Raw genomic sequence first — 19,402 nt, forward strand, 5'->3', positions numbered from 1 at the left:
CACGTGGCAAAGCAGCCCGTCACTCCGGGCCCGCGCTTCCAGCTCCGGAGCCGTCACCCGAACTTGAGCGGCCGCCCGCGCCGGGGCCTCCGGTGGCGCCGGACCGGCCGCTTCTCCTGCGGCGTCGGGAGCGGGTGAGGGTGGCAACGGGGTTGCGCTTGCTCTCTCGGTTCCAGATTCCCGTCGTGCTTGTCAGTGCGTAGTCGATCCGGGCGTCGACCTGCTCACCGAAGTGTTCGTCGAAGTCGTGCGAGAGCGCGCCTGCGAGCTCACGCCCTCGGAGCCGCCGCTCGGTGTTCAGCAGCTGCCGGTGCTCGGCGCTCAGCGCTCGGTACGTGGCGAAACACATCAGGATCAGCACGATGCTGAACGGCAGAGCTGTGGCGATGGAACCTGCCTGCAACGCGGATGTGCTGCCGGCGAGCAATAGCCCGATCGCGACCAGACCCTCCAACGAGGCCCACAACACCCGGCTCCAGGTCGGTGGGTTCGGGTGCCCGCCGGAGGCCAGCATGTCGACCACCAGCGAGCCGGAGTCCGATGACGTGATGAAGAAGATCGCCACCAGCACGATCGCGAGGACCGAGAGCACCGCGCCCAGAGGGAGCTGTTCGAGGCCGAGGAACAGGGCCTCCTCGGCGATCACTCCCTGCTCGGGGTCGACCAAACCACCCTGGCCGTAGAGCTGCTGGTGGATGCCGGTACCGCCCAGAGCCGCGAGCCACAAGAACCCGAGGACGGTTGGGACCAGCAGCACACCGGCGATGAACTGCCGGATCGTTCGGCCGCGGGAGATGCGGGCGATGAACACCCCGACGAACGGCGCCCACGCCATCCACCAGCCCCAATAGAAGATCGTCCAGGTCGCCATCCATTCCTGCCCCGCGTCGCCGGTGTACGCGCCCGCGTCGAAGGTCATGTTCAGTACGTTGGCGAGATAGACCCCCAGGGACTGGACGAAGTCGCGCAACAGGAACAGCGTGGGCCCGAGCACCAGCACCGAGACGAGCAGCACTCCCATCATCGACAGGTTGATGTTGGAGAGCCACTTGATGCCTCGACCGAGACCGCTGACCACAGAGGCGATGGCCAACAGCGTGATGATGACGATCAGGATCACGAGGACCGTGTTGTTCGCCTCGCCCAGGACACCCATCGCCGACAGGCCGGCAGCAATCTGCTGAACACCCAGACCGAGTGAGGTGGCCACCCCGAAAACGGTGCCGATGATGGCGAGGACATCGATCAGATCACCGATCCAGCCCTTGACCCGGTCCCCGAACAGTGGCTCCATCGCCCACCGGATGGACACCGGACGTCCGCGCCGGTGGATCGCGTACGCGAGTGCGAGTCCGATGACGGCGTAGACCGCCCACGGGTGCAGGCCCCAGTGCACGAAAGCCTGTGCCATGCCGAGCTGGGCGAGCTCCTCAGCTGAGCCTGCCGTGCCGGGCTTGGGGTCGCTGGTGGCGAAGGTGAGTGGCTCGGCCAGCCCGTAGAAGACCAGCCCGATACCCATACCTGCCGCGAACAGCATGGAGAACCAGGACCACACGCCGAACTCCGGCGGCTCGTCGTCGTGGCCCAACTTGATGTTGCCGAAACGGCTCAGCCCCATCCACACCGCGAACACGATGAACGCGGCCACCACGATCATGTAATACCATCCCAGACCTTCGGTGATGCCGGTCTGGAGCGTGTTCAGCACCTCGCTGGTGCCGGAGGGGAACAGGATCGCGGTGATCGTGATGCCGGCGATAATGAGGAATGCGGGCCAGAACACCGCAGGCGTGACCCCGCCCTTTCCGATGCGGACGCCGTGTTTGCGCAGTTGCTCTTCGACATCTGCGGGTTCCGTGGCCTCGTCGATACGCGGCTCGTCGGCGCCGCTCGGGTCGACCGGGTCTGCGCCGTCACGTGCGCGGTCCGGGGACTGCGTCGACTCGCTCGTATGTCCGTTCCCCATCGGGCGACAGTGTGCAGGCCGGGAACACCGGGCGCCAGACACGAACGCCCTGGTGGGGGACCGTGCAGAGCCACCAGAATGGTCCCGAGATCGTCTCCTATGGTGACCTCGTGGCCGCCGGATCGATGGCCGGCGCGAAGTCCGCGCCCGGCCCCACACGGTCACGGGGAGCTGGTGGACCAGTCGATCGCCTTGAGGACGCGTTGGAGATGTGCCTGAGCCCAGTCGGTGTCCAAGGGGCCGGTGCGCAGCAGCCATCGGTGAAACATCGGCCCGTACAGCAGTTCGGTGATCGCCGCGGGGTCCTGCACCCCTGCCTCAGCGAGCCGTGCGGCCACTGCACGGAGTTGCGGGTCGAGTAGGCGGGTTCGCAGGTCGGTCGCGAGCGCCGGGTCGGTCTGGATCTCGGCGGTGACTGCCCTGAGCATCGTGTCGTGTGCGGCGTCGTTCATCTCCGCCACCGTGGCCAGCAGCAGTGCCTCGAGATCGTTCGCCAGCTGGCCGGTATCCGGCACCTGGATCTCACCGTTCGGGGCCGAGCTGGAAGCCAGCAGCGCATCGAAGAGAATGGCCGCCGGCGACGGCCAGGAACGGTACAGCGTCTGCTTGCTGACCTGGGCGCGAGTGGCGATGCCTTCCATCGTCAACCGGGCGAAGCCGATCTCTCCGACCATCGCCAGGACGGCTTGGTGCACTCGGGTGACCGTTCGAGGGCGTGCCATGGTGACCAGCCTACAAAAACGAGACGGTGCGTCCAGTTTCCGTGTACGGTGTGAACGTATGACGACGCAGACGTGGATGATCACCGGAGCGAACCGTGGCCTCGGTCGAGCACTCACCCGACTGGCGCTGGAGGCAGGGCATTCCGTCATCGCCACGGTTCGGGGTGAGCACTCGCTGACCGCGCACGAGCGACTGGTGGTGCACCGGCTCGACGTTCGCGACCGCGACGGTGCTCGAGCTGCTGTAGACCGGGCGGTCGAGCACTTCGGACATCTCGATGTGCTGGTGAACAACGCCGGCTACGGCCTGGTCGGCGCGATCGAAGAGCTCGGCGAACAGGACGCGCGGGAGATCATCGAGACGAACCTGCTCGGCCCGCTCTGGCTGGCACAGGCAGCGCTGCGGCCGATGCGTATTCGGGGGAGTGGGCAGATCGTGCAGATATCCACGGTGGGCGCTGTGGGGACGATGCCGACGCTGGGGGCCTACAACGCTTCGAAATGGGGGCTGGAGGGCTTCAGCGAAGCACTGGCTGCGGAAGCGCGAGACTTCGGCATTCGCGTGACCATCGCGGAGCTCGGTGGCGTCGGCACCGAGTGGCGACGGGCAGCATGCGGTTCGCCACGCCCGATCCCGCGTACGACGAAATCCGCACTCAGTTGTTCGGCACGTCCGAGGTGCCCTGGCCCGGTGTCGACGGCACGGGCGGTGGTACTCCCGTCGCGGAGGCCGCAGCGGCAATCGTGCGCCACATCGCGGACGCGGAGGACGAGCGGCTTCGGCTCATCGTCGGTGACGACGCGCCGGAGCAGATACGGACTGCCGTTGCGGCTCGCACGGATGACTATCGGCGAGACTGGCGATACCTCGCGCTGGAGCGTCCATAGTGTGGATCTGGTGCTGAGCGCGGGCGGTGGGGTCTTGCGCGAGCATCGCGCCCTCCATGATCTAGACGACTTCGCGCGCGACGAGGCCACGACGCCGTAGTCGGTGACGAGCTCGGCGACCCATTTGCGAGTATTGTTGGTTCCGTATTCCAGGGCAGCCGTGTGAGAGCGCTTTTGGAAGAGCAATTGTCAATACCTGTGGATGAAGTTTGTTTAGGCTGCTGAGGGTGGGGCGTGGTCGTCGGGGCGTTCGATGAGTTGGCCGGCTGTGAAGCGGGCGCCGGCGCGGACGAGGGCCACGAGGTGGGGTGCGTTGATCGCGCGCCAGCGGGTTTGGGCGGATTCGATGAGCTTGAATGCCATGGCCAGCCCGGCAGCCCGCGAGCCGGGTCCCTTGGTGACCTTCGTTCGATGCCGCACGGTCGCGAAGGTCGACTCGATCGGGTTGGTGGTGCGCAGGTGTTGCCAGTGTTCGGCCGGGTAGTCGAAGAACGCGAGTAGCTCGTCGAGGTCGTCGGTGAGCTTGGCGACGGCCTTGGGAAACTTCGCGCCGTAGGTGGTCTCGAAGGCGGTCACGGCCTCACGCGCGTGGTGTTTGTCCTCGGCGTTCCAGATCTCGGCCAGGGCCTTTTTCGCGCCGGGTTGGGCGGATTTCGGCAGGGCGGCCAGCACGTTGCCGGTCTTGTGGAACCAGCACCGCTGCTCGGCCGTGGTCGGGAAGACCTCGCGCAGTGCGCCCCAGAACCCGAGGGCCCCGTCGCCGATGGCCAGGGTCGGGGCGCGCATGCCGCGGCGGGCGCAATCGCGCAGCACATCGGCCCAGGACTCGGTGGACTCGCGGTAGCCATCGGCCAGCGTGATGAGTTCCTTGCGGCCGTCGGCGCGGACACCGATGAGCACCAGCAGGCAGAGTTTGTGCTCGTCGAGGCGGATGTTGACGTGAATGCCGTCGGCCCACACATACACGTAGTCCACTGCGGACAGATCGCGTGCGGCGAAGGCTCGTTGTTCGGCCTTCCACTGCTCGGTGAGCTTCGTGATCACCGTCGACGACAGGCCCTTGGTCGAGCCGAGGAACTGTCCCAGCGCGGGCACGAAATCCCCGGACGAGAGGCCGTGCAGGTACAGCAGCGGCAACACCTCGGTGATCTTGGGTGACTTGCGGGCCCACGGCGGCAGGATCGCCGAGGAGAACCGCTTGCGCTCGCCAGTGTCGGGGTCGATGCGCTTGTCATTGACCCGCGGGGCGGTGACCTCGACAGCACCGGAGCTGGTCAGCACCTCACGCGGTTGGTGCGAGCCGTTGCGCACCACCAGCCGGTGACCGTGCTCGTCACGCTCTCCGGAGTGCTGGGAGATATAGGCATCCACCTCGGCCTGCAGAGCCTCAGCCAACATCCGCCGAGCACCCTCACGAGCAATCTCATCCAGCAACGACGAGGGCGACGAGCCCTGTGTCGAGCCATCATTACCAGAAGTGGGATCAGGGACTACGCTAAGCATGGGTCGTACCTTCCCGACCAGCGCTGCAACGCCGGTCATGCTTGAGAACCTTCACTCGATCACTGGGAAGGTACGCCCCCTCCCAGCCGATCCACAGGTCCCAAGCATTGCTCCTTTTGGAACTTGGGGAGGACGTTCCGGTCGCGTTGACGAACGAGAAAGAGAAATACACATGTCTCGCTCATTGAGACAATTAATTGATCGGAGCAGACGCTCAGAGCCTGTTCCTAATCTTGGGTGAGGCGTTTGCTGGTGGTGTGGATCATGGCCCAGCGGACGATGGCTTCGTGGTGTTGGGGTAGGCGTTCGTAGTCGCGTACGCAGCGGCGGTGCTGGTTGATCCAGGCGAGGCTGCGTTCGACGACCCATCTGCGGTGTAGGACGACGAAGCCGACTTGGCCTGCGAGTTTGGCGACGATGTCGATGCTGATCCCGAACAGGGTTCTGGCCCAGTCGATCAGGGTGCCGGTGTAGCCGGAGTCGGCCCACAGGTGCCGCACGCTCGGGCAGAGGTAACGCAGCCGTGTGAGGAGGTGCCGGGCGGCGACGCGGTCTTGGACGCCGGCGCCGGTGACCAGCACGCAGATCAGCAGGCCAGCGGTATCCACAGCGATGTGGCGTTTACGGCCGTTGATCTTCTTTCCCGCGTCGAACCCGCGGGTACCGGCACCGACGGTCTCGGCGGCTTTGACCGAGGCCGAGTCGATGATGCCCGCGCTCGGAGCGGCGTGACGACCTTCGGTCAGCCGTGCTCGGTCTCGCAGAGCGTCAAGCAGGTCCTGGGTGGCTTCCTGCCGTTCCCAGTCGGCGAAGTGGTTGTACACAGTGGACCACGGCGGGAAATCCGCTGGCAGGGCGCGCCATTTGATCCCGTTGTCGACCACGTACAGAATCGCGTCGACGATCTCGCGGCGGCAGTGCTTGGCCCGGCGGCCACCCCGACCGGCCAGCCACCCCGGCGTCGGCAGTAACGGCTCGATCACAGCCCACTGAGCATCGGTCATATCCGACGGGTAGCGCTGCGACCTACACGAAGGACGGTGCGTGGTAGCCAACAGGCAACACTCACGACCCCGCACGCCAGGTATCGACAGGCTCAGGCACGATGGCACCCGGGACTCCTCGGTAGAGCGACTGATTAGACACCACTCGATCTACCAGGAGTCCCTCTCCTTCCCCGCAGCGCCCCATCAGCCCAAGATCAGTTCAGGAACAGGCTCTCAGAGGCCGCGCGGTTTGGGGCTGTGGCCAGGTACGGTGCGTCGACGTGTTGCCTGCCACGTACGCAGACCGGCCACAGAACCACCTACGCAGATCAATCCGCGCGCCCTGCACGTGACGGTGTCGGGATCTCTCGGGTCGGTGCCGAGTAGGATCATTTTCGCCACCCAGTTCATTCGTTTCAGCGGTGCTCGGCCGGGGCCGATACGTGCACCTGGCCTGTCGAGGAGGAAAGGAACCACAATGGTTGTCGGCTGGTTGCGTCGGCGCTGGTCCCCGCAGCGCTCAGCCCGCCCGAGCGCCACTGCCTATCTGCCACCCACGCCGCTGTCCGGTGGCGTGATCAGCCTCCAGGTGCACGATGAGCAGGAACGGCTGCAACCCGACGCGACGGTTACGGTCACGGACCGGTTCAACCGGCAGGTCGCTACGGGCGAAACCGACACATACGGCTCGTATCTCACGATGGTCCCGCCGGGTCCACACAAGGTCACCGTCAGCGCGGGCGGCTACAAGAGCAAGATCGAGCGCGTCGAGGTCGGCGTCAACGAGCACCACTCGCTCGGGAGCGTGACGATCGAGCCGGACGATTCGTTGGCCTTGCCCGAACCGGGCCTGTGGACGTTCGACCAGGCTCACACCGAAGTGCGTTTCACCGCTCAACACATCGGCATGTCGAAGATCCACGGCGGATTCCTGAACTTCGACGGTCAGATCCGGGTGCAGTCGCCGTTCGAGTACTCCGAGGTCGACGTCACCATCGACGCCGCCAGCATCACCACCGGCGTGCCGCAGCGGGACGAGCACCTGCGCTCGCCCGACTTCCTCGACGTCGCCAGGCATCCGACGCTGCAGTTCAGCAGCGAGCGCCTCGTTCCGGTCAGCGGCGACCGGTGGAAGGTGCGCGGGGCCCTGACGCTGCGCGACACCACCAGCCCCGTCGAACTCGACACCCGGTACCTGGGCCTGCGCTCCTGGAACGGAATCAGGGCTGCGTGCGTGTGCAGGACGGAGCTGCGGCGTGAGGACTACTCGGTGAACTGGCAGCAAACCCTCGCCAAAGGCATCGCCGTCGTCGGCCCGACCATCCAGATCGAGCTCGACGTGCAAGCGGTCCTGCAACAGTGAACCCTCGGTGCCGAAGCCGTCACACCGGAATGCCACCAGGGGGGGTGCCTCTTCCGGGCTCCACGCCGCGCGGGACCATGGGACGCGTGGAACAGCAGCAGCAGCGACGTGAAGCGCGCACGGCCGGGACCGTATGCGCCGCGCACGTCGGATTCGGCGCCGACGACGACGCGGCCAAGGTCGCTCGCGACCGGTTGGCGAAAGTACTGGCGCATTACCGCAGGGCGTTCGTGACGGAGCGGGACGAGACCGCACCGGTCTGATCGGCCCCGGCTTCGACCTTCGAGAACGCGGGCTGCGGTGGGAAGGACGGTCACGTGGTTGCCGTGGCGGAACGCATCGCCGCGCTGACCGTTCGGCTGCTGGGCGAGGACTGTGTGGGTGTGTACCTGTACGGCTCGGCGGTCGCAGGAGGTCTGCGTCCGGACAGCGATGTCGACGTGCTCGTGGTGACGGAAACGTCGCTGTCCGACCAGGTTCGACGCGAGCTGATCGGAGAGCTGCTGCGCGTCTCGGGCCGCTGGCCGGTTCGGGACCACGAACACCCGGTCGAACTCACTACCGTCGTGCGCGGCGAGGTGGTGCCGTGGCTCCATCCGGCTCGCCGGGACTTCCAATACGGCGAGTGGCTGCGCGACGAGTTCGAAGCCGGGGCTCTGCCACGGCCGGCGAGCGATCCGGATCTGGCCGTGCTGGTCACGCTGGTCCGGCAGGCAGGGGTGCTGCTCGCGGGGCGGTCGCCGCAGGACGTGCTCGATCCCGTCCCGTCGCAGGACGTGATGCGGGCGATGCGGGACGGCCTGCCGGAGTTGCTCGACGGCCTCGACGGCGACGAGCGCAACGTCGTCCTCACGCTGGCGCGGATGTGGACGACGGCCGAGACGGGAGAGATCCTCTCGAAGGACGCGGCCGCAGCGCGCGTCGCCGCGCAACTCGACGGACGGGAACGCGAGATAGTCGAGCTCGCCCGAGCCGCCTACACCGGCGGCGTCGTCGACGACTGGACCGGTCTCCGTGAACCGCTGCTCGGGTTCGTGGACCGCGCGAGGCAGGTTGTCGCGGCGCCCCGTTGAGCCGTGCCATCGGAGTCACTCCTGTAGCCTCAGTTCGACCATCGGTAGCTGGTTCACCGGGACCCCCACCGTCGATTCGATCGCGCCGCGCAAGTGCTTCCAGGCTCGCGGATGTGCCTGTTGGTAGCGCCGCAGCGCCGCCGCCGACTCGTCCTCGGAGAGCATGCGAGCAGTGGCCGGGACTCGATCGCGCCCGCCGGTGCTGACGAAACACGCGGGGTGCGCCTGCAGGTTGCGGAACCATTGCGAGCGTTCGCCGAAGCCGCTGACGATGACGAGGCGGTTCGGTGCGGGACGTTCCACGACCTCGAGGCAGACGAACCGCTGCTGTCCCGACCGCCTGCCGGTGTGTTCGAGCATCATCATGCGGCTGCCGAGCAGCCGTCCGAACCCGGAACGGTAGAGGGTGATCGGCGATCGGGCGAGCGACCGTGTTCGCAGTGCGAGGGCGGCCAACTCCGACGGTAGCGAGACGTCCGTGTTCCCGGAATCCGTGTCGTGGCGCGGGGTTCCGCCGTGCCCGCCGATCACCTTCATCAGGTAGACGGGGCCGAGCCAGCGTTGCGGTCCCCGGTCGGTCGCGACATCGGCGGCGCTCAGTGCGCCCGCGACCAGGTTCGCGACGAGGCGTCGTCGTGGATCGCTCGCCAGAACCGTCTCCAGCGTCGCCGTCGCGGCGACGGCGCTCGCGTAGCGCGCCACGGCTCGCTTCCACGAACCGTCGCCGACGACCGGCACTGCGAAGGGCTGAAGGTGTGCGCCGACGAACACCATGCGTTCGCGCAGTGGAGATTCCGCATACTTCGCTCGCGTCGGCGTGAGTTGGAAGGCGATGACACCTCCGATGAGGTCGAACGCGATAGGCGCCATCGTCGTCGCCGCCAGGAATCCGTTGCGGCGTTTCGTCTGCACCGCGACGAGAACGGTACCCAACGCCGCAGCCGAGACGACCCCGGCCGACCGTTCCGCGCCCAGCGGACCGACCAACCGCCCCCAGAAACGTTCAAGCTGTCCATTCACGACTGCACCGTACGCGGGATCGTTGCGCCACCGCCTGCTGTGCGGGCTGAGAAACCGGATTCAGGCTTGGTCAGGCACGGTGCGTCGACGGTTTTCCCGCTACCGACGCAGACCGGCCGCGAGGTGAGGTTCCGCTCCGGACCCGCCAACGTAGATGACTCCGCGCACCCCTCTTACGCGCTCGCGGCGGGAACATGACGATGCGGGGCACGGGTCAGCCACCCGACCCCGATGCCGACGACGACACCGATGAGCGTCTCCACGCCCCGATCGAACAGCAGAATCGTCGCGGGAGTGGGAACGACGAGGTGGGTCATCAGCAGGGCCAGCGGCGTGATCGAGATGAGCGCGAGGGCGTAGTTGCGGCCGACCCACAGTTCCGCACCCGCCTGCAACGCGACGATCACCAGGATGAGCGCGAACCCCGCGGGATCGAACGCCAGCAGGATCGCCGTGAGCACCAAACCCGCGGCCGTGCCGACGATCCGGTGTGCTCCGCGGATGAGCTGCCCCCGGACGTCGCGATGTGTCAGCGGCACCACCGCCGAGACCATCGCCCAGTAGGGGTGACCGATCCCGATACCCGTGGCCACCGATCCGGCGAGCAGGCAGCTCGCGGTGCAACGCACGGCGTGGCGTGGCGCGATCAGCGAGAAGGAGACTCGACGCAGGCTGGTCCGCACCGCCGAGTCCGGCCTGCGGTGCACGCGCCAGGCAGAGCCGAGACCGCCGACCACGACTGCAAAAGCGGCGGAGCCTCCGGCCACGAGGGCCGCGACCGTGACGTCACCGGGCTCGGACGGCAACGACGCGCACGCCGCGAAGGAGAAGACCGGGAACAGCGGCCCGGGCGGGTGCCAGTCCTGCGCGTCGGAAAGCAGCGAGGTGACACCGGCCACCAACGCCGCGATCGGGACGGCCAGCCAGTCGCGGTAGTCGGACAGGCCGACCACGACGCCGGCCACCACCGACGACGTGAGCACCAGCGCCAGGCTCGACTGCATCTGGAGCCGGGACAGATGCACGTGGGTGCGGCCGAACAGCGACGTGAAAGCACCGAAGGCGGCGTAGATCGACCACTCCTGGTGGCCGATGAGCCACAACACGAGCAAGGGAACGGCCACCGACAGCGCTGCTCGCGCGGCCACGCGGTGCGAGCCCGCGTGTGGCCCCACCCGCATCAGCTGGTCTGTGAAGCGGGGATTGTCGGGCACGACGTCCATTTTCCCTCGGGAAAGCCTCGGGCGAAACGGTGCGGGTCACAAGGCGTCGCATCTCACGCTCGCCGCGTACGTGGGCAGGAGCACGTCTCGTTGCCCGAGTTCAGCGGAACCGCCTAGGCTACTCGTCGGTAACTTGGGAGGTCGGCTCGAATGAACATGTACCTGCGGTTGCTCGTCGTGCTGATCCGCGCGCGAGTGCGCGGCGCGGGCCCGGTGCTCGGTCCCGGCAGGATCCCGCTGCGGGTCCGCCCCACGGACCTCGACCCGTTGGGGCACATGAACAACGGGGTCTACTTCTCGATCTTCGACCTCGGCCGCATCGACCTGATGCTGCGCTCGGGCATGTACCGGCGGTTCAACCGAGCCGGATGGTTCGGCGTCGTGACCGCAGAGACCGGCACGTTCCGCCGCGAGCTCAAGCCGTTCCGGCGTTTCGAGCTCGACACCCGCGTCCTCGGCTGGGACGAGCGGCACCTGTACTACGAACACCGCATCGTCAGCGAAGGGCGGCTGGCGAACAGTGCGGTGATCCAGATCCGGTTCCTGTCTCGTACCGGTGAGCGCATCGAGCCACAGCGCGTGATGGACCTCCTCGACGACGACATCGTGCGTCCGGAGCTGCCCGCGTGGGTGCTGGACTGGGCGAAGTCGACGTTCCACCACGCCAAGGCCGCCGAAGCCGACGCAGCCGAGGCACTCGCTCACTGAGCTCGTCGGTGGCGAAGGCTGCTCGTGAGCACAGCTGCGGGCAGGATGGTGGGCGTGTACAGGGAACGGGCATCCACCGTGCCGGGCGCTGTGGTGTGGGAGAAGACCGGAGTCGGCCACGACGCGGTGTTGCCGGACGGCTGCATGGACCTCATCTGGATGGGCGGTCAGGTCGTCGTCGCCGGTCCCGACACGAGCCCCCACGTGAGTCTCTTTGGTGGCTATAGCAACCAAAAAGACTCACGCGAGGACTCGGAACGCTTCGTCGGACTCCGGTTCCCACCGGGCGCACTGCCACGGCTGCTCGGTGTGCCCGCGACGGAACTGGTCGACGCTCGTGCTCCGCTCGCTGAGGTGATGCCGGGCACCGACGCGCTCGCCGACGAGATCGCGACCGCGGATGCCGGGTCCGCGCTGGAATCCTTCGCGCGTCGTCAGACGATGTACACACCCGATGCCCGCACACGGACGATCGTCCAAGCGCTGCAGGCGGGACTTCCGGTGTCCACAGTGGCGAGTCAGGTGAATCTCAGCTCCCGACAGCTCCATCGGTGGAGCCTCCGGAACTTCGGCTACGGCGCGAAGACGTTGGCTCGCATCCTGCGTTTCCAGGCAGCGCTGAACCTGGCCTCCGTCGAACCGTGCGACGCCGCCGTCGCCGCTCGCGCCGGGTATGCCGACCAGGCCCACCTGATCCGCGAGACCACAGACCTCGCGGGCTGCACTTTCGCCGCCCTCGCCAGGGCGTGAGTCTTTTTGGTTGCTATAGCCACTAAAAAGGCTCACGCGAGCGGGGCGAAGCGGTCGACGGAGGGGGGCAGCCGAAGGCTGGCGTCTTGTGCATGTCGTCGGCGATCATGCCGACCGCGTTGGATTCCGGTGTCAGCGTTCGTAGACCTCGCGGCGGTGCCCGAGGGCGACCACGACGACAACGAGTTGGTTGTCGTCGACGCGGTAGAGGATCCGGTAGTCGCCGACCCGGCGGCGTAGGTATCCGGGTTGGCCGGTCACAGCCACCACCCCGCCGGGGCGGGGGTCGTCGCGGAGTTTCTCGATCGCGGCTTGCAGCCGACGGCGTATCGGCTTGTCCAGTTTGGCGAGGGTCTTCACCGCGTCGCGGGTGATCTCCAGCCGGTAATGGCTCACGCGCGGCCGCTTTCGAGGTCGGCCACGGCGGTGTCCCAGGAGACGGCGCCGGAGGCTTCGGCCTCGGCGACCCGACGCGCCCAGTAGGCGTCTTCGGTCTCGGCAATGGCGTCGGCGGCTTCGGGGGTGACCAGCGCGGCGATGCGCTCACCGCGGTTGGTCACGTACACCCGATAGCCCTGGTCTGCCTGATCGATGTACTTGGTTGGGTTGGTCTTGAGGGTCGACACGGGCACCTCGACCACTTCGTCATCGTGGCCCATCGAGATCGTTTCTGCGCTCATATGTCCACGGTACCATCAGATATACGAGACCTAAAAGACCTATTAGACTATTGTGCGGGTGACTCGCGTCGAGCCGGTCTTCGTCACCGACCAGGCGCACGCGTCCACGTGGCCACAGTCGCCCCGCCACGAACCTATTGAGGCTGCGCGTGGGCTCGGGAATCAGCAGAGTTCGGATCGGGTCTCGCCTCCGCCGTACCGCAGTAGTCCCGAAGGACAGTGCTCCCTTTCCTCCGAGGCGTACGACGTCTTTGCTGCGCCCTCGCCAGGGCGTGAGTCTTTTTGGTTGCTATAGCCACTAAAAAGGCTCACGCGAGCGGGGCGTAGAGGTCGACGGGGGTGCCGTCCGGGTCGAGGACCGTGGCGTAGCGCTGGCCCCAGGGGGCGTCCCACGGTGGGTGGTGGCCCTTGTGTCCGGCCTCCGTCAGCCGCGTGTACGTGGTGTCCACTTCGGATGGTGTGGCGCAGTCGAATGCCAGCGCCGCGCGGTGACCCGCCGACGGGGGCGTCCACGACGGGTCCATCGAGCGCACCATGTCCGCGGAGTCCCACATGAGTCGCACACCGGAGGCGGTGGTCACCTCCACGTGTGGTTGCTGTTCGGCCTCCTCTGGGATGTCGAAACCGAGCAGCCGGTAGAAGGCCAGCGTCTTGTGCATGTCGTCGGCGATCAAGCCGACCGCGTTGAATTCCGGTGTCATGAGGCGACGGTAGAACCACCGGCCGGTGGTCGCATTGAACGAATCGGACGTCACGTCGCGCTCGGAGTCCGCGCAGCCGTTCACCGCTTCTCGGGCAGGAGGACACCGGGGTTGAGGATTCCGGCCGGGTCGAGCGCCTGCTTCGTGGCACTCAACGCGGTGGCGAAAGAGTCCGGACGCTGGCGGTCGTACCAGGGCCGGTGGTCCCTGCCCACGGCGTGATGATGGGTGATCGTGCCGCCGTGCCGGATCAGTGCCTCCGAGACCGCGGCCTTGATCTCGTCCCATTGCGTCACGGTGCTACCCCAGCGCCCGCTCGCGTAGATCCCGAAGTACGGCGCCGGACCGTCCGGGTAGACGTGGGTGAACCGGCACGTCACGACTCCCGTGCCGCACACTTGCCGGATCGCTTCGTTCGCGGCGGTCGTGACGGCAGCGTGGAGATCGGCGAAGCGGTCCCAGGTGCAAGCCGTCTCGAAGGTCTCCACCACCACCGAATGCTGCGCGAGCGCGTCGCGGAGGTACGGCATCCGCAGGAACGACGACCGCCACTGTGTCGCTGCGTCGCCGACCTCCCCGTGCTCCCGGTCCACCGGCCGGCCGCCGTGTTCCCGGCACAACGTCAACGCCCGGCTCAGTGCCGCCTCCACCGGGTGATCCGCGGACTCGAATCCGAGTACGAGGACCCCGCCGCCGACGGAGACACCCGCGTTGAGCAGCGCCTCCGTGGCATCCAGCAGACGGCAGTTCGAGGGGTGGAGACCGGCTTGCACGACGTCCCGGGTCGCGGCCACCGCCGAGGCGAAGTCACCGAAGTGCACCGAGCAGCGTGCACGCCAGTGCGGACGGCGCTGCAACCGCATCCACGCTTCGGTGATCACGCCGAGGGTGCCTTCCGAGCCCAGGAACATTCGGTCCGGTGACGGACCCGCACCCGATCCGGGCAGCCTGCGGGACTCGCCGGCGCCGGTGGGACCGACGGTCCGCATGGACTCCACCAGGTCGTCGATGTGCGTGTACAGCGTCGCGTAGTGGCCGCCCGCGCGCGTCGCCAGCCACCCGCCGAGCGACGAGAACTCGAACGACTGCGGATAGTGCCGCAACGTCACGTCGTACGGGCGGAGTTGTTCCTCCAGGTGCGGCCCGAGCGTCCCGGCCTGCACCCGCGCCGCGCGGCTCACCGTGTCGATCTCGAGCACCTGGTCCAACGCGGTCAGATCCAGTGTCACGGCGCCCGTGTAGTCGCCGTCGAAGCGGGGTTCCACGCCGCCGACCACGGAGCTGCCGCCGCCGTAGGGCACCACGGCGATGCCCTCGCGGGTGCACCAGTCGAGTACGTCGGCGACGTCCTGTTCGGTGCGTGGCCTGGCCACCAGGTCGGGCACGTTCCGGAGTTCGCCGTGCAGGTTGCGGACCACGTCGCGATAGGCCTTGCCGTGCGTGTGCGCGGCGCGTTCTTCGTGGTCGGCGTGGCACAGCCCGGCGAGTGCGGCCGGGGGAGTCACTCGGGGCGCGGGAAGGTCGAGCGACTCGGGCCGGGGAGCCTCGTGCCGTGTGAGGTCGCTGCCGGGCAGCAACGCGGCGACCCTGTCGACGAGTTCACGCCGCTCCTCGCCTCGCACGGCGGCGTCGACTGTTCCCCATCCCCACCACGAGCGCCGCTGTCCGGATGCTGTGCTCACCCTTGCCTCCCCAGTTCGCGTCACACCGGTTCAACGAGGCAGGACGCCGGGCGAATACGGCGGTTTCGGCAGCGGTCAGTTCTGTTCGCCGTAGATGGTTTCGCAGGGGATGCCGTCGTTTTCGTTGTCCATGTTCGACGGGTAGCCGAGTGCGGCCCAGTAGGAGTTGACTTCGTCGAAGGTGAGGCCGTTGTCGGCGAGGACGGAGCAGTCGGTGGTGCCCCACCACTCCTGGTTTCGCGGCGCCGTCACCGGCGGCGTCGTCGCTGGCGGAGGCGGGGACGCGACGGGAGGCGGGGCTGCGGGCCGCGGCGCGGACACGGACTCTTCCACCGGAGTGGGCGGCTGGCCGGTGTCCGGCGACACGGGAGGCTGGATCTGGATGGTGCACGCGCAAGCGAGCAGGAGCGCACCCAAAACCGCTCCGAGCCGGAAAGCGGTGCTCGGACGGAGTGTGTGCTGAACGTGTCCGCTCATGGTTCACCCCGAACCCGTGACGCGACGGATACGGGTTCATCGCGCCAGGAAGACCGCTGTTACCGGGGATGCGGAGAGTAACTATGGCCTTTCATTGCTTTCCGAAGGTTGGCTTGGCGGGTTGGGTGGCGGAACCTCAGCGCCCTCCTCGCTGCGGGATCGATTTCTTGAGTAGCGGCCTACGCGGCGAAATCGCTGTCCTCGCGAGGAGGGCGCTGAGAACCCGCGGGTGGTCGGGCTGGGTACGTGGTGACTGCTCAGCGGCTTCGCCGCTGACACGAGCCACCGGGCAAAACCTCCTGGGGTCTCCGTCTTTGCCGCGCGGTGGCGACGATCGTGTCGACGGCACGGTCGAGTGCGGCGTCGGTGAGGTCGGCGCGTGCGGTCAGTCGCAGCCGGGAGGCCTCGTCCGGCACAGAGGGCGGGCGGAAACAGCCGACCACGACACCGCGCTGCCGGCACGCCTGCGCCCACTCCGCTGCTGCGGTGGGGCTCGACGCCGGAATCCCGATGACCGCAGCTCCGGGCGTGCTGACGGTGAGTCCTGCGCTCGTCAGTCGTCCGTGCAGGCGCTCGGCGACCCGGCGCACCCGGTCGCAACGGTCGGGTTCCGCACGCACCAGCCGCAATGCGGCCAGCGCGGCCGCAGCGCACGCCGGGGCCAGCCCGGTGTCGAAGATGAATGTCCGCGCAGTCTGCGTCAGGTGCTCGATGACCCGTCGCGGCCCGAGCACGACGCCACCCTGCGAGCCCAGCGCCTTCGACAACGTTGCGGTGGCCACCACGTCGCCGGCGCCACCCAGGTCGAGGGCAGGAAGTGCCCCACCGGGCGACAGCACCCCGAGACCGTGTGCGTCGTCGACGAGGAGCCCCGCTCCGTGTGCCCGGCACACAGCGTGCAGTTTGCACAGGGGCGCGCTGTCGCCGTCGACGGAGAACACCGACTCGGTGAGCACCATCGCCGGGCCGCCGTGCGCGGCGAGAGCGGCGTCGACGGCCGTCGGGCTGCCGTGATCGACCACCACCGTCCGGCTGCGAGCGAGACGGCAACCGTCGATCAGCGACGCGTGATCGTGGCGATCGGAGACGATCAGCGTGTCCGGTCCGGTCAGCGCCGTCACCGCGGCGAGATTCGCGGCGTAACCGGACGAGAACACCAAGGCGGCCTCGACACCGCAGGCGTCGGCGAGTTCGACCTCCAACTCCCGGTGCAGCGCCGTCGTTCCGGTGACCAAGCGTGAGCCCGTCGACCCGGCACCCCATCGCAGTGCGGCGTCGGCCGCGGCGCGACGCACCACCGGGTGCGCGGACAACCCCAGGTAGTCGTTGCTCGCCAGGTCGAGCGACTCGTCGTCGGCCTCCCGTACCCGGACCTCCCGGTCCAGCCCGGCGCGACGCCGTTGCGCCGCCACGTCGTCGACCCAGTCGAACGGCCGATCGGACGAGGACGTCGGGGACGACGGACTCGGAAACTGCGGGGTGAGAGACACGGCGCGCACTCTGGCACGGTCGGCGCGGACCGCGACACTGTCCGGTTCACACAATCGAACCGTCTCGATGTTGTTCGGAACGCCAATGCCTGCGGCGATACCTCCCAGGGCAGGATCTCCGACGTGCCCGACGATCACCCGAACCGCGCAGGCAGGCGCCGGACACCCGGCGAGCTCCTCGACCTCGACCACGACCACGTCTGGCATCCGTACGGGTCGATGCCCGCGAACGACCGGCCCTACCTGATCGAGTCCGCGTCCGGCGTGCGGCTGCGCCTCACCGAGCCCGTCGACGGTGTCGGCGAACTCGTCGACGGCATGTCGTCGTGGTGGGCGGCGATCCACGGCTACGCCCACCCGGTGCTCGACGAGGCGATCCGCGATCAGCTCGGTCGGATGAGCCACGTGATGTTCGGTGGCCTCACCCACGAGCCCGCGATCGACCTCGCCACGCGCCTCGTGGAGATCACCCCGCAGCCGCTGCGGCACGTGTTCCTCGCCGACTCCGGCTCGGTGTCCGTCGAGGTCGCCGTCAAGATGTCCCTGCAGTACTGGCGGTCGCGGGGCCGTGGCGGCAAGCGCCGGATGCTCACCTGGCGTGGTGGCTATCACGGCGACACCTGGCATCCGATGTCGGTGTGCGACCCCGAAGGCGGCATGCACCACCTCTGGGGCGAGTCGCTCGCCGAGCAGGTGTTCGCCGACGCACCGCCGCAAGGCTTCGACACGCCGCCGGAGCAGTCCTATCTGGACCATCTCGACGCGATGCTCTCGCGGCACGCCGAGGAGATCGCGGCGGTCATCGTCGAACCCGTCGTCCAAGGAGCGGGCGGCATGGTCTTCCATCACCCCGGATACCTGCGAGCGCTGCGGGAACTCACCGACGTTCACGACGTGTTGCTGATCTTCGACGAGATCGCCACCGGGTTCGGCCGCACCGGGGAACTCTTCGCCACCGACCACGCCGGGGTCAGCCCGGACGTGCTGTGCCTCGGCAAAGCGCTCACGGGCGGGTATCTCACGATGGCCGCCACCCTGTGCACCGCGCGGGTGGCCGAAGGCATCTCCGACGGCGAGGTGCCGGTCCTCGCGCACGGACCGACGTTCATGGGCAACCCGCTCGCGTCGGCGGCGGGCCTCGCCTCGGTGAACCTGCTGCTCGCACAGGACTGGAAGTCGGAAGTGCGCCGCATCGAGACGGGGTTGCGGGACGGACTCGCCGAAGCCACCGGGCTGCCGGGAGTCGTGGACGTGCGCACGCTCGGCGCGATCGGTGTCGTGGAACTCGACCACGACGTCGACGTCGCGACCGCGACCGACGTCGCCGTGCGGAACGGGGTGTGGCTGCGGCCGTTCCGGCGGATGCTCTACACCATGCCGCCGTACGTGACCGGCGATGACGACCTCGCGATGATCGTGCGGGCGATGCTGGCCGCCGCGCGGGACGCATGAGCGGCGGCGAGGTTCTGGTCGTCACCGGAACGGGAACCGGCGTCGGCAAGACCGTCGTCACCGCGGCTCTCGTGAGCCTTGCGACGTCCGAGCGACGTGTCGCGGTGGTCAAACCGGTGCAGACCGGTGTCGCGGCCGACGAGGACGGCGACCTCGACGAGGTGCGACGGCTGGCCGGACCGGTCACGACCGTCGAGCTCGCGCGCTACCCGGACCCGCTCGCGCCCGCGACCGCCGCGCGGCGCTGCGGACGATCTCCCGTCCGCCCGGTGCGGATCGCCGAGGCCGTACGCGAGGCCACGGACGAGCACGACCTCGTGCTCGTCGAGGGAGCCGGTGGTCTGCTCGTGCACTGTGACGACGACGGCGGCACCCTCGCGGACGTGGCAGCGTTGCTCGACGCTCCCGTCCTCGTCGTGGCCGCCGCAGGGCTGGGGACGCTGAACTCGACGGCACTCACCGTCGAGGCACTGTCCGCACGAGGACTCGGCTGCCCCGGTGTCGTGATCGGCTCGTGGCCGCACGAACCGGACCTCGCGTGCCGCTGCAACCTCGTCGACATGCCGACAGTGACCGGCAGGCCGCTTCTCGGGGCACTGACCGAGAACGCAGGCACGTTCCGCCTGGACGAGTTCCGTGCCCTCGCCCGGGACGGCCTCGCTCCTGAACTCGGTGGACAGTGGGAGCCGGGCGGCGAGTGGTAGGGACGCTGCTCCCG

General features: G+C 68.0%; 20 protein-coding genes. 8 read left to right on the forward strand and 12 right to left on the reverse strand.

Going from position 1 to position 19,402, the window contains the following annotated elements:
* Positions 1-19: 19 nt before the first annotated feature.
* Together GIY23_RS04050 and GIY23_RS04055 are read right to left on the reverse strand one after the other, a co-directional pair.
* Complete coding sequence (locus GIY23_RS04050) at positions 20-1,966, reverse strand: BCCT family transporter (RefSeq protein WP_154075431.1); 1,947 nt, start codon at positions 1,964-1,966, stop codon at positions 20-22.
* A gap of 161 nt (positions 1,967-2,127) precedes the next feature.
* Positions 2,128-2,688, reverse strand: a complete 561-nt coding sequence (locus tag GIY23_RS04055; RefSeq protein ID WP_154075432.1) for a TetR/AcrR family transcriptional regulator — start codon at positions 2,686-2,688, stop codon at positions 2,128-2,130.
* A 58-nt stretch (positions 2,689-2,746) separates the two neighbouring features.
* Here GIY23_RS04055 and GIY23_RS04060 point away from each other — a divergent pair, with 58 nt between their 5' ends.
* Positions 2,747-3,676 carry an SDR family NAD(P)-dependent oxidoreductase gene (locus GIY23_RS04060; RefSeq protein ID WP_222850230.1) on the forward strand — a complete coding sequence of 310 codons (930 nt, stop codon included), beginning with the start codon at positions 2,747-2,749 and terminating at the stop codon, positions 3,674-3,676.
* Positions 3,677-3,789: 113 nt separating this feature from the next.
* On the opposite strand, the gene GIY23_RS04065 is transcribed toward GIY23_RS04060, so the two are convergent.
* Both GIY23_RS04065 and GIY23_RS04070 read right to left on the reverse strand, forming a co-directional pair.
* The gene (locus GIY23_RS04065) at positions 3,790-5,079 is read right to left on the reverse strand and encodes an IS256 family transposase (RefSeq protein WP_154075433.1); all 1,290 of its coding nucleotides are present in this window, start codon (positions 5,077-5,079) and stop codon (positions 3,790-3,792) included.
* A gap of 227 nt (positions 5,080-5,306) precedes the next feature.
* Positions 5,307-6,083 (reverse strand): IS5 family transposase, encoded by a 777-nt coding sequence (locus GIY23_RS04070; RefSeq protein ID WP_154075434.1) that lies wholly within the window; start codon positions 6,081-6,083, stop codon positions 5,307-5,309.
* A gap of 460 nt (positions 6,084-6,543) precedes the next feature.
* On the opposite strand from GIY23_RS04070, the gene GIY23_RS04075 reads away from it, so the two are divergent.
* The 3 genes from GIY23_RS04075 (at position 6,544) to GIY23_RS04085 (ending at position 8,501) form a co-directional block, all read left to right on the forward strand.
* Complete coding sequence (locus tag GIY23_RS04075) at positions 6,544-7,428, forward strand: YceI family protein (protein ID WP_154075435.1); 885 nt, start codon at positions 6,544-6,546, stop codon at positions 7,426-7,428.
* An 86-nt stretch (positions 7,429-7,514) separates the two neighbouring features.
* Positions 7,515-7,691 (forward strand): hypothetical protein, encoded by a 177-nt coding sequence (locus GIY23_RS04080; RefSeq protein ID WP_154075436.1) that lies wholly within the window; start codon positions 7,515-7,517, stop codon positions 7,689-7,691.
* Positions 7,692-7,745: 54 nt separating this feature from the next.
* Entirely contained in the window at positions 7,746-8,501 is a 756-nt protein-coding gene (locus GIY23_RS04085; RefSeq protein ID WP_154075437.1) for an aminoglycoside adenylyltransferase family protein, read from the forward strand.
* A gap of 15 nt (positions 8,502-8,516) precedes the next feature.
* On the opposite strand, the gene GIY23_RS22935 is transcribed toward GIY23_RS04085, so the two are convergent.
* Together GIY23_RS22935 and GIY23_RS04095 are read right to left on the reverse strand one after the other, a co-directional pair.
* Complete coding sequence (locus GIY23_RS22935; RefSeq protein WP_228717533.1) at positions 8,517-9,521, reverse strand: nitroreductase family deazaflavin-dependent oxidoreductase; 1,005 nt, start codon at positions 9,519-9,521, stop codon at positions 8,517-8,519.
* A 173-nt stretch (positions 9,522-9,694) separates the two neighbouring features.
* Positions 9,695-10,735 (reverse strand): FUSC family protein, encoded by a 1,041-nt coding sequence (locus tag GIY23_RS04095; RefSeq protein WP_222850231.1) that lies wholly within the window; start codon positions 10,733-10,735, stop codon positions 9,695-9,697.
* 159 nt (positions 10,736-10,894) lie between these two features.
* Here GIY23_RS04095 and GIY23_RS04100 point away from each other — a divergent pair, with 159 nt between their 5' ends.
* Positions 10,895-11,452: a thioesterase family protein gene (locus GIY23_RS04100; protein ID WP_154075439.1), complete on the forward strand. Its 558-nt coding sequence runs from the start codon at positions 10,895-10,897 to the stop codon at positions 11,450-11,452.
* Between the two features lie 54 nt (positions 11,453-11,506).
* Entirely contained in the window at positions 11,507-12,202 is a 696-nt protein-coding gene (locus GIY23_RS04105; RefSeq protein WP_154075440.1) for a helix-turn-helix domain-containing protein, read from the forward strand.
* 132 nt (positions 12,203-12,334) lie between these two features.
* Here GIY23_RS04105 and GIY23_RS04110 read toward each other — a convergent pair whose 3' ends face one another.
* The 6 genes from GIY23_RS04110 to GIY23_RS04135 form a co-directional block, all read right to left on the reverse strand.
* Positions 12,335-12,598, reverse strand: coding sequence for a type II toxin-antitoxin system RelE family toxin (locus GIY23_RS04110; protein ID WP_154075441.1), 264 nt, complete (start codon positions 12,596-12,598; stop codon positions 12,335-12,337).
* Positions 12,595-12,882, reverse strand: a complete 288-nt coding sequence (locus GIY23_RS04115) for a type II toxin-antitoxin system prevent-host-death family antitoxin (RefSeq protein ID WP_154075442.1) — start codon at positions 12,880-12,882, stop codon at positions 12,595-12,597. Before GIY23_RS04115 ends, GIY23_RS04110 begins: the two co-directional genes overlap by 4 nt.
* A 308-nt stretch (positions 12,883-13,190) precedes the next feature.
* Positions 13,191-13,583, reverse strand: coding sequence for a VOC family protein (locus tag GIY23_RS04120; protein ID WP_154075443.1), 393 nt, complete (start codon positions 13,581-13,583; stop codon positions 13,191-13,193).
* Positions 13,584-13,663: 80 nt separating this feature from the next.
* A complete protein-coding gene (locus GIY23_RS04125; protein WP_187352019.1) occupies positions 13,664-15,265 on the reverse strand; it encodes an FAD-binding oxidoreductase in 1,602 nt (533 codons plus the stop codon).
* Positions 15,266-15,340: 75 nt separating this feature from the next.
* Positions 15,341-15,517, reverse strand: a complete 177-nt coding sequence (locus tag GIY23_RS04130) for an excalibur calcium-binding domain-containing protein (RefSeq protein WP_154075444.1) — start codon at positions 15,515-15,517, stop codon at positions 15,341-15,343.
* A gap of 482 nt (positions 15,518-15,999) precedes the next feature.
* Complete coding sequence (locus GIY23_RS04135) at positions 16,000-17,232, reverse strand: 8-amino-7-oxononanoate synthase (protein ID WP_228717534.1); 1,233 nt, start codon at positions 17,230-17,232, stop codon at positions 16,000-16,002.
* Positions 17,233-17,355: 123 nt separating this feature from the next.
* On the opposite strand from GIY23_RS04135, the gene GIY23_RS04140 reads away from it, so the two are divergent.
* Together GIY23_RS04140 and bioD are read left to right on the forward strand one after the other, a co-directional pair.
* Entirely contained in the window at positions 17,356-18,684 is a 1,329-nt protein-coding gene (locus GIY23_RS04140; protein WP_154075446.1) for an adenosylmethionine--8-amino-7-oxononanoate transaminase, read from the forward strand.
* Positions 18,681-19,388, forward strand: coding sequence for a dethiobiotin synthase (gene bioD, locus GIY23_RS04145; protein ID WP_154075447.1), 708 nt, complete (start codon positions 18,681-18,683; stop codon positions 19,386-19,388). The genes GIY23_RS04140 and bioD overlap by 4 nt, the downstream gene beginning before the upstream one ends.
* The last annotated feature ends 14 nt before the right edge of the window (positions 19,389-19,402 follow it).

This window comes from Allosaccharopolyspora coralli, assembly GCF_009664835.1.
Classification (GTDB): domain Bacteria; phylum Actinomycetota; class Actinomycetes; order Mycobacteriales; family Pseudonocardiaceae; genus Allosaccharopolyspora; species Allosaccharopolyspora coralli.

Coding starts and splice junctions, on each gene's coding strand:
- GIY23_RS04050 (WP_154075431.1), bottom strand. CDS start 1,966: ATGGGGAACGGACATACGAGCGAGTCGACGCAGTCCCCGGACCGCGCA.
- GIY23_RS04055 (WP_154075432.1), bottom strand. CDS start 2,688: ATGGCACGCCCTCGAACGGTCACCCGAGTGCACCAAGCCGTCCTGGCG.
- GIY23_RS04060 (WP_222850230.1), top strand. CDS start 2,747: ATGACGACGCAGACGTGGATGATCACCGGAGCGAACCGTGGCCTCGGT.
- GIY23_RS04065 (WP_154075433.1), bottom strand. CDS start 5,079: ATGCTTAGCGTAGTCCCTGATCCCACTTCTGGTAATGATGGCTCGACA.
- GIY23_RS04070 (WP_154075434.1), bottom strand. CDS start 6,083: ATGACCGATGCTCAGTGGGCTGTGATCGAGCCGTTACTGCCGACGCCG.
- GIY23_RS04075 (WP_154075435.1), top strand. CDS start 6,544: ATGGTTGTCGGCTGGTTGCGTCGGCGCTGGTCCCCGCAGCGCTCAGCC.
- GIY23_RS04100 (WP_154075439.1), top strand. CDS start 10,895: ATGAACATGTACCTGCGGTTGCTCGTCGTGCTGATCCGCGCGCGAGTG.
- GIY23_RS04115 (WP_154075442.1), bottom strand. CDS start 12,882: ATGAGCGCAGAAACGATCTCGATGGGCCACGATGACGAAGTGGTCGAG.
- GIY23_RS04120 (WP_154075443.1), bottom strand. CDS start 13,583: ATGACACCGGAATTCAACGCGGTCGGCTTGATCGCCGACGACATGCAC.
- bioD (WP_154075447.1), top strand. CDS start 18,681: ATGAGCGGCGGCGAGGTTCTGGTCGTCACCGGAACGGGAACCGGCGTC.